The organism is Nonomuraea sp. CX421 (assembly GCF_059358955.1).
In genome coordinates this window covers 62,587-75,659 of record NZ_JCADBK010000014.1, presented here as the reverse complement: position 1 = coordinate 75,659, position 13,073 = coordinate 62,587, and the positions used below count along the sequence as shown (strand labels likewise).

The 13,073-nt window shown below is 70.6% G+C and carries 10 protein-coding genes, 1 tRNA gene and 2 pseudogenes; 12 read left to right on the top strand and 1 reads right to left on the bottom strand.

From position 1 onward, the window contains the following. Nucleotides 1-31 precede the first annotated feature (31 nt). From gyrA to AC5L3X_RS24220, 4 genes and pseudogenes are all read left to right on the top strand, one after another. Nucleotides 32-2,539 (top strand): DNA gyrase subunit A, encoded by a 2,508-nt coding sequence (gene gyrA / locus AC5L3X_RS24235; RefSeq protein WP_189122420.1) that lies wholly within the window; start codon nt 32-34, stop codon nt 2,537-2,539. 3 nt (nt 2,540-2,542) lie between these two features. Next, nucleotides 2,543-3,217, top strand: a complete 675-nt coding sequence (locus tag AC5L3X_RS24230; RefSeq protein ID WP_189122421.1) for a DUF3566 domain-containing protein — start codon at nt 2,543-2,545, stop codon at nt 3,215-3,217. A 148-nt stretch (nt 3,218-3,365) separates the two neighbouring features. After that, nucleotides 3,366-3,442, top strand: a tRNA-Ile gene (locus tag AC5L3X_RS24225). Between the two features lie 320 nt (nt 3,443-3,762). Continuing rightward, nucleotides 3,763-4,017: pseudogene (locus tag AC5L3X_RS24220) on the top strand (dihydrofolate reductase family protein); the annotation flags it as partial. Between the two features lie 30 nt (nt 4,018-4,047). On the opposite strand, the gene AC5L3X_RS24215 reads toward AC5L3X_RS24220, so the two are convergent. Next, nucleotides 4,048-5,055, bottom strand: coding sequence for an RNA polymerase subunit sigma-70 (locus AC5L3X_RS24215; protein ID WP_494859810.1), 1,008 nt, complete (start codon nt 5,053-5,055; stop codon nt 4,048-4,050). Nucleotides 5,056-5,356: 301 nt separating this feature from the next. On the opposite strand from AC5L3X_RS24215, the gene AC5L3X_RS24210 reads away from it, so the two are divergent. The 8 genes and pseudogenes from AC5L3X_RS24210 to AC5L3X_RS24175 all read left to right on the top strand — a co-directional run. Beyond that, nucleotides 5,357-6,235 (top strand): potassium channel family protein, encoded by an 879-nt coding sequence (locus AC5L3X_RS24210; RefSeq protein ID WP_494859808.1) that lies wholly within the window; start codon nt 5,357-5,359, stop codon nt 6,233-6,235. 79 nt (nt 6,236-6,314) lie between these two features. Beyond that, nucleotides 6,315-7,958: an NAD(P)H-dependent oxidoreductase subunit E gene (locus AC5L3X_RS24205; RefSeq protein ID WP_494859954.1), complete on the top strand. Its 1,644-nt coding sequence runs from the start codon at nt 6,315-6,317 to the stop codon at nt 7,956-7,958. Continuing rightward, nucleotides 7,955-10,624: a formate dehydrogenase subunit alpha gene (gene fdhF / locus AC5L3X_RS24200; RefSeq protein ID WP_494859806.1), complete on the top strand. Its 2,670-nt coding sequence runs from the start codon at nt 7,955-7,957 to the stop codon at nt 10,622-10,624. Before AC5L3X_RS24205 ends, fdhF begins: the two co-directional genes overlap by 4 nt. Nucleotides 10,625-10,727: 103 nt before the next feature. After that, the gene (locus AC5L3X_RS24195; protein WP_494859804.1) at nt 10,728-11,156 is read left to right on the top strand and encodes a hypothetical protein; all 429 of its coding nucleotides are present in this window, start codon (nt 10,728-10,730) and stop codon (nt 11,154-11,156) included. Then, nucleotides 11,153-11,413, top strand: a complete 261-nt coding sequence (locus AC5L3X_RS24190) for a hypothetical protein (RefSeq protein WP_494859802.1) — start codon at nt 11,153-11,155, stop codon at nt 11,411-11,413. Before AC5L3X_RS24195 ends, AC5L3X_RS24190 begins: the two co-directional genes overlap by 4 nt. Continuing rightward, nucleotides 11,380-11,742: an ATP synthase beta subunit C-terminal domain-containing protein gene (locus AC5L3X_RS24185; RefSeq protein WP_494859800.1), complete on the top strand. Its 363-nt coding sequence runs from the start codon at nt 11,380-11,382 to the stop codon at nt 11,740-11,742. Before AC5L3X_RS24190 ends, AC5L3X_RS24185 begins: the two co-directional genes overlap by 34 nt. Then, nucleotides 11,739-12,905, top strand: a complete 1,167-nt coding sequence (locus AC5L3X_RS24180; RefSeq protein ID WP_494859798.1) for a V-type ATP synthase subunit B — start codon at nt 11,739-11,741, stop codon at nt 12,903-12,905. Before AC5L3X_RS24185 ends, AC5L3X_RS24180 begins: the two co-directional genes overlap by 4 nt. Beyond that, nucleotides 12,884-12,991 (top strand): annotated as a pseudogene (locus tag AC5L3X_RS24175) (ATP synthase beta subunit C-terminal domain-containing protein); the annotation flags it as partial. The gene AC5L3X_RS24180 and the pseudogene AC5L3X_RS24175, both read left to right, overlap by 22 nt. Between the last annotated feature and the right edge of the window lie 82 nt (nt 12,992-13,073).

The following is a 13,073-nucleotide window of genomic DNA, read 5'->3' as shown; positions in this document are numbered from 1 at the left end:
ACAGCCGTACACCAGAAAAGGATCTTTACACGTGACGGAAGTGAACACTCCGCCTCCAGCTTCGCCGGAACGCGTCGAACCGGTCGACATCCAGACCGAGATGCAGCGCAGCTACATGGACTACGCGATGTCGGTCATCGTGTCGCGTGCGCTGCCCGATGTGCGTGACGGTCTCAAGCCGGTGCACCGCCGCGTCCTCTACGCGATGTACGACGGCGGCTACCGCCCCGACCGCGGCTACTTCAAGTGCTCGCGCGTCGTCGGTGACGTCATGGGCTCCTACCACCCCCATGGCGACACCTCGATCTATGACACGCTGGTACGGCTCGCCCAGACGTGGTCGCTGCGTCATCCGCTGGTCGACGGGCAGGGCAACTTCGGCTCTCCGGGCAACGACGCGCCCGCGGCGATGCGCTACACCGAGTGCAAGCTCGCGCCCATCGCCATGGAGATGCTGCGCGACATCGACAAGGACACCGTCGACTTCCAGCCCAACTACGACGGACGCTCGCAGGAGCCGGTCGTCCTGCCGGCCCGCTTCCCCAACCTGCTCGTCAACGGCGCGGGCGGCATCGCGGTCGGCATGGCCACCAACATCCCCCCGCACAACCTGCGCGAGGTGGCCGAGGCCGTCAAGTGGGCGCTGGAGCACCCGGAGGCCTCCGACGAGGAGCTGCTCGAAGCGGCCATGGCCCGGGTCAAGGGCCCCGACTTCCCGACCCACGGGCTGATCGTCGGCCGGCGCGGCATCGAGGACGCCTATCGCACCGGCCGCGGCTCGATCACCATGCGGGCCGTCGTGGAGGTCGAGGAGGACAACAAGGGCCGCCACGCCCTCGTCGTCACCGAGCTCCCCTACCAGGTCAACCCGGACAACCTCGCCCTCAAGATCGCCGAGCTGGTCAAGCAGGGCAGGGTGACCGGCATCGCCGACGTCCGCGAGGAGTCGTCGTCCCGCGTCGGGCAGCGCCTGGTGATCGTGCTCAAGCGCGACGCCGTCGCCAAGGTCGTGCTCAACAACCTCTACAAGCACACCCAGCTCCAGGACACCTTCGGCGCCAACATGCTGGCCCTGGTCGACGGGGTGCCGCGCACGCTGCGGCTCGACCAGTTCATCACGCACTACGTGGCCCACCAGATCGAGGTCATCGTCCGCCGGACGCGCTACCTCCTGCGTAAGGCCGAGGAGCGCGCCCACATCCTGCGCGCGCTGCTCAAGGCGCTCGACCGGCTCGACGAGGTCATCGCCCTGATCCGCGCGTCCGAGTCGGCCGCCGCCGCACAGCAGGGCCTGATGGGCCTGCTGGAGATCGACGAGATCCAGGCGCAGGCCATCCTCGACATGCAGCTGCGCAAGCTCGCCGCCCTGGAGCGGCGGGCGATCCAGGACGAGTACGACCACCTGATGACGCAGATCGCCGACTATCTCGACATCCTGGGCTCCGAGTCGCGGCAGCGGCAGATCGTCGGTGACGAGCTCGCCGAGATCGTCGCCCGCTTCGGCGAGGACCGGCGTACCGAGATCACCGCCTACGACGGCGACATGTCGATCGAGGACCTCATCGCCGAGGAAGACATCGTCGTCACCATCACCCGCGGCGGCTACGCCAAGCGCACCCGCACCGACCTCTACCGGGCGCAGAAGCGCGGCGGCAAGGGCGTGCGCGGGGCGCAGCTGCGCCAGGACGACATCGTCGACCACTTCTTCGTCACCTCAACCCACCACTGGCTGCTGTTCTTCACGAACAAGGGCCGGGTCTACCGGGTCAAGGCGTACGAACTGCCCGACTCCGGCCGCGACGCGCGGGGCATGCACCTGGCCAACCTGCTGGCCATGCAGCCCAACGAGACGGTCATGGAGGTCCTCGACCTGCGTGACTACGACGTCGCCCCCTACCTCGTGCTGGCGACCCGCAGTGGCCTGGTCAAGAAGACCCGCCTGTCGGAGTACGACTCCCCCAGGTCCGGCGGCCTCATCGCGATCAACCTGCGCGACGACGACGAGGTCATCGGCGCCCGCCTGGTCTCCGAGGAGGACGACCTGCTGCTCGTCTCCAAGGGCGCGCAGTCGATCCGCTTCACCGCCTCCGACGAGGCACTGCGGCCGATGGGCCGGGCGACGAGCGGCGTCATCGGCATGCGATTCCTTGAAGGCGACGAACTTCTCGCAATGAATAGGATCGCAGACGGACAAGATGTGCTTATCGCCACCAAGGCCGGGTACGCGAAGCGAACACCGGTTGAGCAGTATCCGGTTCAAGGTCGTGGTGGTAAGGGCGTGCTGACTGCGAAAATCGTGAGCTCTCGTGGCAAGCTGGTCGGAGCCGTCATGGTCAACCCGGAGGATGAGGTCTTCGCGATCACATCCGCTGGCGGGGTGATCCGGACGAGTGCCGGCGAGATCAAGCAGTCCGGCCGCCAGACCATGGGAGTGCGATTGATGAATCTCGCCGAAGGCGACAGTGTGGTAGCCCTCGCCCGGAACGCCGAGTCGATGGAGGCTGCGGTGGACATTGAGGAAGACGGGGGAGGAGAGTAAGTCATGAGCGCCCAGGGTGGCGGTAGCCCTAGCCCCAGCGCCAGGATCAAGGCGGTTGCTCGGGACAACGGCCAGCCCAAGAAACCCAGCGAGCCCGAGACCCGCGACCAGCGCCCCGAGGACAACAACGCGACGGCGGTGCACAAGGTGCCGGCCACTCAGCCGGCTCCGGTCAAGCCCCCGCCGAGCGACGGGCAGGGCAACGAGACGGCCCGAGCCCGTCCGTCGCTCACCTCCGAGGCTCCTCCTCCGCTGGTCGAGCTCCCACGGAAGAAGTCTTCCAACTCGGGAGCCCGCCTGCCCCGTAAGGCACACCTGGTGCTGCGCCGCATCGAGCCGTGGTCGGCCATGAAGTTCAGCTTCGTGGTGTCGATCGTCTGCTTCGTGGTGCTTTTCGTGGCGGTCGCCGTGCTGTACGGCGTGCTGTCCGCTCTGGGCGTGTTCGACTCGCTCGTCGACCTGGTCAACCAGCTCGGCCAGGGAGAGCAGGGCCAGAACTCCATTCCCATCGACATCGCCTCCTGGTTCGAGCCGGTGCGCATCCTCGGCTACACGGCGCTCATCGGCGCCGTCAACGTCGTGCTGATCACCGCGCTGGCCACCCTGGGAGCGGTCATCTACAACGTCGCCTCCGACCTAGTGGGCGGCGTCGAGGTGACCTTCAGCGAGGCCGAGTAGTCCTCGGTCGTCCGTGGTCCGCGTGTTGTTCGCGCCGCACTCCCATGGTGGGTGCGGCGCGAACAACACGCCGGAGACGGTAAGCTTTTCCTCGTTCCACCAACCGATTCGCGCCCACCGGCGGGGATGCGATACGGTCTGTGTGCGCGGGGCTATAGCTCAGACGGTTAGAGCGCTTCCCTGATAAGGAAGAGGTCCCAGGTTCAAGTCCTGGTAGCCCCACCACAACTGAACAGGCAAAAGGCCGCTATCCGATCTTCGGTAAGCGGCCTTTTTGATGCCTGCGTGACAAACTGCGTGACACTCGATCCGGTCACGTCTCAAAGATGCGATCCATGACGCCACAGCGCGATCGCCGGGCCGCCCCGGAACGCGGGGCCGTTGGTCGGGTGCTGTAAGGCGGTGCGGATCTCGCCCATCCGCGCGCCGATGCTGCTGACGGTGGCATCCAGGGTGGCCTTTGACCTCTGGGCTTCTGCGCACAGATGAGGTTTCACGCCGTGCCCGTCCGTACGTATGAGATCGACTCACGGAAGGCTGGCACGATGCGAAAACTGATCTTCGGCATGAACGTGACCCTGGACGGCTACATCGCCGCGCCCGGCGACGACCTCGGCTGGAGCGAAGGGGAGGGACCGGACTCGTCGCCGAGCGCCGAGCTGTTCCAGTGGTGGTCCGACCGGGTGGACGCGACGGGCCTGGCGTTGTATGGGCGCAAGCTGTGGGAGGCGATGAGCTCCCACTGGCCGACCGCCGACAAGCAGCCGGGTGCCACACCGGTGGAGATCGGGTTCGCGCGCTGGACTCGTCGACGATGGGGACTTGTCTGATCACAGCGTCGCGGGCAGGTCCAGCCATGGTTTGTCGGAGGCGTCGAATCCGGTGAGCTCGGCGACCTTCCCGTCGACGATGTGCAGGACCGCGATGTTGAACAAACGGTACTCCGGGTCGTCGGGGCCGCGGAGGTACAGCACGGCGGCAGGCATGCGGTTGACCGTCGTGGCGATGCAGCGCCAGTCGTCGTAGCCGCGCTGGAAGAGCCCGCTGGAGACCCAGCCGTCCACCGCGTCCTTGGCCGTGACGACCAAGGTGCCCGGATCCGGCAGCATCGTGAAGCGCAGGTCGTCGCGCAGCAGGGCCGTCAGCCTGTCGAGGTCGTTGCGCTCATGGGCGTCGATATACGACTTCACCACGCCGCGCTCGTCATCCGACAGCTCATGCGTGGCAGGGCGCCGCCAGTCGAGGCGGCGGTCGGGCAGCTGCTCGCGCATCGTCACACGGGCCCGCTGCAGTGCGCTGGTCACCGATGCGACGGTCAGCTCGAGGGCGTCGGCGGCCTTCGGCGCCGGCCAGCCGAGGACGTCGCGCAGGATGAACACCGCCCGCTGCCGCGGCGGCAGGTGCTGGACGGCGACGATGAACGCCAGCTCGATCGTCTCCCGGGCCACCACCGACTCCTGCGGATCCTCCGGGAGGATCCGGTCCGGGTAGGGCTGTAGGTAGTGCACTTCCGAGCCCGCTCCCGGCAGCTCGGCAGGCACGGGTGTGCGGTCGTTGCGCTTCTCCAGGAAGTCGAGGCAGGCGTTCGTCGCGATCCGGTACAGCCAGGTCCGCAGGGTCGCGTGGCCCTTGAACGACTCCCGCTTGTTCCACGCTCGCAGGAACGTCTCCTGCGTCATGTCCTGGGCGTCCTCGTAGTTCGCGAGCATCCGGTAGCAGTGCACCTGCAACTCACGCCGGTGGCGCTCCGTGACAAGCGCGAACCGCGCCGTGTCGCCTGAGCGGACCGCCGCGAGAAACGTGGCCTCGTCGACGCCCAGCGGTCTAACGTCGGTCATGGTCATCAATCCTTCCACCGGTGCGAGGGGCTACCAGAACTGACGACGTGGCGGAGGATTTCTGATCGGTGAAGCCGCTGACACCGTCCGGGTCCTCGTAGACGTCGTCGTGCACGTAGTCCGGGTGTCCTGGTGGATTCTGCCGCTCGGACAGCCTGGGTGCGCCGGCGATGCGGCGAGTCTGCGTTCGCCGGCCAGGTCTGCGGCCTAAGCTCCAAGCGCGGCCCGGCTCGGGCGGCCGATCACCTCGGCCCCGGCTGCGCGGGGTCGCCCGCTCCACAGGACACTGCGGGAGAGATGAATGGAGTGGTTGGTCTCGCTGCTCGGAGCCGCGCTCATCATGGCCGCCCTACGAGACCTGTTCCACACGCTCTGGCACCCCACCCGCCACGGAGGCCTGAGCAGACTCGTCATGGCGGGGTTGTGGAAACTGGCCGGGCGTCTCCGGGCGCGCAGGCGGGTGGTCGGGCTCGTCGGTCCGCTCGCCATGGTGACGGTGGTCGGCATGTGGGCCGTCACCATCATCCTGGGCTGGGCCATCGTCTACTGGCCGCACATGCCGGAGGCATTCGCCTTCGCGCCTGGTTCCGGCCTGTCGCAGGAGCCGGAACTACTCGACTCCATCTACCTGTCACTCGTCATGGTCGCCACCCTCGGGCTCGGGGACATCGTGCCTGCCGAAGGCTGGCTCCGCGTGGCCTCGCCGCTGGAAGCTCTCATCGGCTTCGTCCTCCTGACGGCCACTGTCTCGTGGGTGCTGGAGATCTTCCCAACGCTGACCCGCCGGCGGGTGCTCGCGATCCGGTTGGCGCTGCTGCACCGCACGGACCCGTCCGTGGGGCAGCTCGACTGCGCCGTGGGTGCGTCATTGCTGGGAAGCCTGGCGACCGAGGTGGTGCGTGTCCGTATCGACTTCACCCAGTACGCCGAGGGCTACTACTTCCATGACGGTGAGGACCACTCGTCCCTGGCGGCCACGATCGGCTATGCCACTCACCTCGCCCAGCTGGGGCAGACGGCCCGACGGGCAGATGTGCGGCTGACGGCCGCCCTGCTGGCCGGTGCGTTGGAAGACCTCGCCACCATCCTTGATCAGCGTTTCCTCCACACGGACGGCCAGCCCGCGGAGGTGTTCGCCGCGTACGCGGCCGATCACGGTCGCGCCCCCACCGGGGCCTGAGCGCATCACTGTGTGTCTGTTATCCGGGAAATGGGCAGGTAGAAATTCGTGATGCCATCCTTTCGATGCGTTTCGCGCCCTGGCTGAGCGGCGCGGCCGGCCAGGTGTCCGCCTGATCGAGGCTCTTGCCGAAGGTGCCGAGGAGCACAGGGAAGGGCCTGGGAGCTGGGCGCCGGAGGTGGCCGGACGGTTCGGGCTGCCCGCGGCGGCGGGGCTGGGGCCGGCCACGTTCTACGCGGACCTGGCCATCCCGCACGGCGACCGCCACGTGCGGGTCTGCACCGCGACCGCGTGCTTCGCGGCTCAGGCGGGCCGGCAGCTGCCCGCCATCCAGGACGTGCTCGGCGTCATGGCCGATGAGGGTCCCGATCGGGACGGGGGCGTCTCCTTGCGGACGGTCCGCTGCCTCGGTTACTGCTACGCCGGCCCCGCCTGCCTGGACGGGGAGACCCCCTGTGTCGGCCCGGATGTCGTCGACCAGGTGGCCGGACATGCGCGCCCGCAGGCACCGCCGATCCCGGCGGCTGACGCCACCGGCGACACGGTCGTGCTGGCGGGGATCGTGGCAGGTGAAGCCGCGTGGCGGAGCTGGATGGAGACCGTCGGCCGGCGCTCGCCGGAGTGGGTGCGGTCGCAGGTCGGGGCCTCAGGCCTGCGGGGCCGGGGCGGCGCGGGCTTTCCCGTGGCGGCCAAGTGGGCGGCGGCGGGCGGCTCTCCGGACACGGTGGTGATCGCCAACGGCGACGAGGGCGATCCCGGCTCGTACGCCGACCGGCTGCTGATGGAGGCCGACCCGGCGCGGGTGCTGGAAGGGCTGGCGCTGGCCTGCTTCGCCAGCGGGGCCCGCCGAGGTCTGATCCTGGTGCGTTCGGAGTATCCGCGGGCGCTGGCGGCGATGCGGCAGGCCGTGGAGCAGGCGCGCGCCGATGGGCACCTGGGCCGAGGGGTGCACGGCAGTGACGTGGATCTGGACGTGGAGGTGGTGGCCGGCGCCGGTTCCTATGTCGCGGGCGAGGAGACGGCGCTGATCGCGGGGCTGGAAGGCGGTCGCGGTTGTGCGCGGGCGCGCCCGCCGTACCCGACGAGCCAGGGGGTGTGGGGTGCGCCGACGGTGGTCAACAACGTCGAGACGCTGGCCGCGGTGCCGTGGATCGTCAGCCGAGGTGGCGGCGCCTACGCCCGCCGGGGCGCGCCCGGGGAGACCGGTACGAAGCTGGTCTGCCTGTCGGAGCGGTTCGCCCGGCCCGGCTGCTACGAGGTCGAGCTCGGCGTGCCGGTGCGGTGGATCGTCACCGAGTTGGGCGGCGGCTTGCGGGAGGGGGCCGACCTCGGTGTGCTGCAGGTCGGCGGCCCGCTGGGTGGGTTCCTGGCGGAAGAGGATCTCGATGTGCCGCTCACGGAGGCGGGGCTGGCGGGTTACGGTGCCGCGCTGGGGCATGCCGGGTTGGTGGCCGTCGACCGGCGGCTGGAGCCGCTGGACGTGCTGCGGCACGTGTGGGGGTTCGGCGCGGCGGAGAGCTGCGGCGCCTGCTCGCCGTGCCGGGTCGGCTCCCGTCACGGGCTGGAGCAGGCCAGGTCCGGCGCCCCACCGGGTGACTCCTACACCCGCATGCTGAACGTGATGAGCGAGGCCAGTCTGTGTGCGTTCGGTCGTCGGCTGCCGCACGCGGTGCGGAGCCTGGTCCGCGCCTACGGGGATCGGTTGCGGGGGTGGGGCGGATGAGGGTCACGGTGGAGGGGGCCGTCGTCGATCTCCCGGGGGAGGCGTCGGTGCTGGCGGCGCTACGCGCGGCGGGCGTCGATCTGCCCACGCTCTGCCATGACGAGCGGCTGACGCCCGCCGGCTCCTGCCGGGCCTGCCTGGTACGGCTCGACGGGCGAGTCGTCGCGGCCTGTGTGACCCCCGCCGTCGACGGCGCCCAGGTGAGTGTCGAGGAAGAGGACCTGCGCCGGTTGCGCCGTGACGCCGTGGAGGTGATCGTCTCAGCGCTTCCGCCGCGGGCGCTGGAGGGGGATGGGGAACTGGCCCGGGTGTGCGGGGCCCTGGGCATCGGGCCGGAAGCCGCGCAAGGCGGTGCCGGCAGGGGCCTGGACCACTCTCATCCGTTCGTCCATCTCGACCGGGATCTGTGCATCGCCTGCGGTCGCTGCGTACGCATGTGCGCCGAGGTCCAGGGCACGTTCGCGCTCACGCTGGTGGGGCGCGGCTCGGAGACGGTGGTCGCGCCCGGCACCGGTGGCCCCTGGGCCGCATCGGATTGCGTCGCGTGCGGAGGCTGCGTGGACACCTGCCCCACCGGCGCCCTCACCGAACCGGGGCTGCCGATCGGCACTCACCTGGCCGCGTTCACCCGCACGCGTACCACCTGTGGATACTGCGGCGTCGGCTGCGCGCTCGACGTGCTGACCCGGGAGGGTGAGGTCGCCGCGGTGCGCCCCGCCGCGGACGGCCCGGTCAACCGGGGACACGCGTGCGTCAAGGGCCGCTTCGCCCACGGGTTCCTGCGCTCTCCTGAGCGGATCATGCAGCCGCTGCTGCGCCGCCGGTCCGGCCTGGAGCCGGTGAGCTGGGACGAGGCGCTCGGCCACATCGCCCGCGGGCTGCGGGCCGCGGTGACCGAGGCGGGCCCCGACGCGGTGGCGGCGATCACCTCGGCCAGGGCCACCAACGAGGAGAACTACCTGATCCAGAAGTTCATGCGAGTCGTCATCGGCACCAACAACGTCGACAACTGCTCGCGGCTGTGCCACTCTCCGTCCGCCGCCGGACTGACCGCCGCGTTCGGCCTGTCCGGCGGCACCGACGCCTTCGAGGACGTGGAGCGCGCCGACTGCCTGCTCGTGGTTGGCGCGAATCCCGTCGAGGCGCACCCGGTCGTCGGGGCGCGGCTGCTTCAGCGAGTGCTGCACGGCACGCGGCTGGTCGTCGTCGACCCCCGGGCCGTCGGGCTCGCGGGCCACGCCGACGTGCACCTGCGGCCCCGCCCAGGGACCAACGTCGCCCTGTTCAACGGGCTCGCCAACGTGCTGCTCACGGACGGCCTGGTCGATGAGGAATTCCTGCGGCACCGCGCCAGTGGGCTGCCGGAGCTGACCGCGATGCTCGCCGGCTACCCGCCCGACCGGGTGGCCTCGATCACCGGCGTGCCCGCGGCGGATCTGGTCGCGGCGGCCCGTCTGTACGGGGTGGCCGAGCGGCCGGCCATCGTCTACGGGCTCGGCGTGACCGAGCACCTGCACGGCACCGACGGCGTTCGTACCCTGGCGAACCTGGCGATCCTGCGCGGCGCGGTCGGCACCGATCACGGGTTCGGCGTGAACCCCCTCAGAGGGCAGAACAACGTCCAGGGGGCCTCCGACATGGGCGCCCTGCCCGATCTGCTGCCCGGCTACGGCCGGGTCACCGACGGCGTCGCGCGTGGGCGGGCCGAGCGGGTGTGGGGTGCCCGGCTGGCCGACCACGAGGGCCTGCGCATCCCGAGGATGTTCGCGGCGGCACGCTCAGGGGCCCTGCGGGTGCTGTGGATCGTCGGGGAGGACGTGTGCGCCACCGACCCTGACACCAACCAGGTCATCGAGGCACTGGAGTCCTGCCCACTGGTCATCAGCCAGGAGTTGTTCCTGTCCGAGACCGCCCGCCACGCCGACGTGGTCCTGCCCGCCGCGTCCTGGCTGGAGAAGGACGGCACCTTCGTCAACTTCGACCGGCGCTTCCAGCGCGTACGGCCCGCCCTGGCTCCCCCCGGCCAGGCACGCACGGACTTCGCCATTGTGCACGCGATCGCCGCCGCCTACGGTGCCGACCTGGGCTGCCCGACCCCCGCCGAGGCGCTGGCCGAATGCGGCCAGGTGGCGCCGGTGTTCGCCGGGATATCGCACCAGCGGCTCGATCGCGAAGGCGCCATCCCCTGGCCGTGCCCCGACCCCGGACATCCCGGGGAGGCCAAGCTCTACCTGGACGGATTCGCCACGCCGGACGGGCGGGCGCGGCTGGCCGCCCGCCCCTACCTGCCGCCGGGCGAGAGCCCCGACGACGACTATCCGCTGATCCTGATCACCGGCCGCCGATGGGCGCACTACAACTCCGGCAACATGACCAGGCGGTCCGGCACCATCGAGCTCGCCCCCTCGGACCACCTCGACCTGCACCCGGCCGACGCCGCCCGTCACGCCGTGCGCGACGGCGACACGGTGCTGGTCGAAAGCCGGCACGGGCAGGCTTCGCTTCCGGCCCGGCTCACCGAGGAGGTCGCGCCGGGCCAGCTCTTCTGTACCTTCCACTTCCCGTCCAGCCGGGCGAACGCCCTCACCTCCGATCACGCCGACACCGTGACCTCCTGCCCGGAGTACAAGGTCACCGCCGTGCGCCTGCGCGGCGCGCGGGGCTGACCCGTCGGTCCGCGGCCTGGCCAACATACGGCCGTGTGCTGACCGGCCGTTGGTTGTGCCGGGGGCATGACCCAAGGTGACGGGGGGCGGGGAGGTGAGAGCGATGATCCGGCTGGGCGATTTCCTGGCCCGGTTTCGCCCCTCCGGCGTGCCCGGGGCGGCGGCGCCCGCAGGGGTTCCCGAGGACTACGTGGCCGACCAGGCCGAGGAGCTGGAGCCGATCTTCTCCGCACTCGCCGACATCCAGGCCGCGTGCGCGAACGAGCGCGAACGCGCCCAGCGCCGTGGCGACCGCATGCGGGCGCGCGCCCACGACCGGGCCGCGGCCATCGTCGCCTCGGCCCACGCGCAGGCGGATGCCGAGCGTGCTCGGTCGGCGGCTCTCGCTCGACGGCACCACGATCAAACGGTGGCCGAGTCGGCGCCCTCAGCCGCCGCTGAGGGGGTCCGCACGCGCTCGGCCGCCCGGATGCCGGAGCTGGTGGCCCGGGTGACCGACCTGGTCAGGTCCCTGGCCGATGAGCGATCATGACCGCTTCGTGGGTCGCGGGGGCGACACGCGGAGATCTGACCGAGCCCGTCACCGCGCAGACGGAGCGGTTCGTGCGGACGCTGTGGGCCCTGGACCGCGACCTCGCCTACGCGCGGCACTACCCGGCGATCTCCTGGCGCGAGTCCTTCTCCCGCGACGCCGACGCCCTGACCCGGGATGACCAGGCGAACGCCGCCCGCCGCCCGCCGCCCGCCGCGCGCGCGTGGGCGGCCTGCTGGCCGAGGCCGACCGGTTGACCGCGCTGGCCGAGCTGGTGGGGGCAGGCGCGCTGCCCGCCCATGAGCGCATCGGCCTGCTGGCCGGGCGGCTGCTGCGGGAGGGCTTCCTGCGGCAGAGCTCGCTGAGCAGTCTGGACGCGTACTGCCGGCCCGAACGGACCGCTCTCATCGCCGACGCGCTGCTGGCGGTCCTGGCGCGCTGCCAGGACCTGGTCGAGCGGGGAGTGCCCGCCGCCGCGGTCGAAGATCGCGACTTCTCTCCCCTCCTGCGCGCCAAGGAGGCGCCGGAGGAAGAGGTCGAGGCACGGCGCGACACCGTGCTGAACGATCTGGAGACGCTGCGGTGACGACGTGGGCTCCGATCGAGTACACCGACGTGGCCGAGCTACGCGGCCCCCTCGTCGTCGTCCAGGGCGTCCAGAACGTCGGCTGGGACGAGTACGCCACGATCACGCTGGAGTCCGGTGAGCGCAGGCACGGCCTCGTCCTGGACGTCGATCGCGATCTCGCCGTCGTCCAGGTCCTTGAGGGCACCGGAGGACTCAGGGCGGAGACGACCCGGGTCACCTTCGCGGGGAGCCCGCTGCGCATCCCGGTCGGGGCCGGATGGCGGGGACGCGTCTGCAACGGGCGCGGCCGGCCCCTTGACGGCGGCCCGCCGGTCTTCGGCCACGACAGCGCCCCCGTGGCCGGCTTCCCGATGAATCCCACGGTGCGGGAACCTCCGGCCGAACCCATGATCACCGGGGTCTCCGCCGTCGACGCGCTGACCACCTTGGTCCGCGGCCAGAAGATTGCCGTTTTCGCCGAAAGCGGCCTGCCCCACCTGGAGTTCGCCGCCCAGGTGGCCGCCCAGGCCCATACCGGTGACGCGCCGTTCAGCGTGATCTTCGCCGCCATGGGACTGACCCATGGCGACGCGGGGACGGTGCGCGACATCCTGGAGACGCGTTCGTCGGCCGCGGAGCTGACGGTGCTGCTCAACCTCGCCGGCGACCCCGTGATCGAACGGCTGCTCACGCCGCGGATAGCGCTGACCGTGGCCGAGCATCTGGCGTTCGTCCTGCGCCGTCACGTTCTCGTCGTGCTGGCCGACATGACGAGCTACTGCGAGGCGCTGCGCGAGGTGTCGACCGCCCGTGGCGAGATTCCGGCCCGCCGGGCCTACCCCGGTTATCTCTACAGCGACCTGGCCTCCATCTACGAGCGGTGCGGCCGGATCCGGGGGCGTCCCGGCTCCGTCACCGTGCTGCCGGTGCTGAGCATGCCCGCCGGAGACATCACCCATCCCGTGCCCGACCTCACCGAAGGCCAGATTCTGCTGAGCCGTGAGGTCACCTCGTACCCGCACATCGATCCGTTGTCGTCCCTCTCCCGCATGATGCGCGCGGGGGTGGGCGCGGGACGGACCCGGCCCGAGCATCTGGACCTGGCCGCGCAGATTCAGGCGGGCTGTCCCGCGCCCGGCAGGCCGGCGAACTCGCCGACGTGGTGGGGGAGAGCGCGCTGAGCCCGGCCGACCGCCGCTACCTGGCCATGGCGGAGGCCTTCCGGACTCGCCTGCTGGCCCAGCGGCCCGACGAGGTCCGCACCCTGGAGGAGACGTTCGAACGGGCCTGGCAGGTGGTCTCCGTGCTGCCGCGGCGAACTGTCGATGCTCAGCGAGGAGGCGCTGGAA